This is a genomic window from Roseburia sp. OM03-7AC (assembly GCF_003462625.1).
GTDB lineage: Bacteria > Bacillota > Clostridia > Lachnospirales > Lachnospiraceae > Roseburia_C > Roseburia_C amylophila.
The window spans coordinates 241-627 of sequence record NZ_QTZJ01000031.1 but is presented as its reverse complement, the minus strand read 5'-3'; the positions used below and the strand labels follow the sequence as shown (position 1 = coordinate 627).

The window sequence follows — 387 nt, the reverse complement described above, 5'->3', positions numbered from 1 at the left end:
GTATAGCAATGTAAATGATTATTCAAAATACTTGCAAGGAAAATACCATTATATGAATATAGGGCTGACTTCAATGCAGGGTATTCCGACAACGGTATCTGTTTCAAGTGCATTTTTACAAAAGTGCATGAATGATCCGGAAAAAGCAAAGTATTTGGAGGAAAACTTAGCAGCCATTCCGGATTGTACAAAAGATACGATTAATGGATGTTTGGGCACTGTGACAAATCAGAGTTATATGATTGATGCAAACGGAAATATTATAGAGACAGCATCTGGTACAAATGATCCAGATGGGAAAATAGCGAAAGAGAATGCTGAACGAAAAGCAAAAGAGAACAGAGAAAAAGAGGAAAAGGTAAAAGAAAAAAGAGCTGCTAAAAAAGC

General features: G+C 35.7%; 1 pseudogene. It reads left to right on the top strand.

Annotated features, from left to right (window positions below):
• Window positions 1-52: 52 nt before the first annotated feature.
• A pseudogene (locus DXB39_RS15140) lies at window positions 53-387 on the top strand (hypothetical protein); the annotation flags it as partial.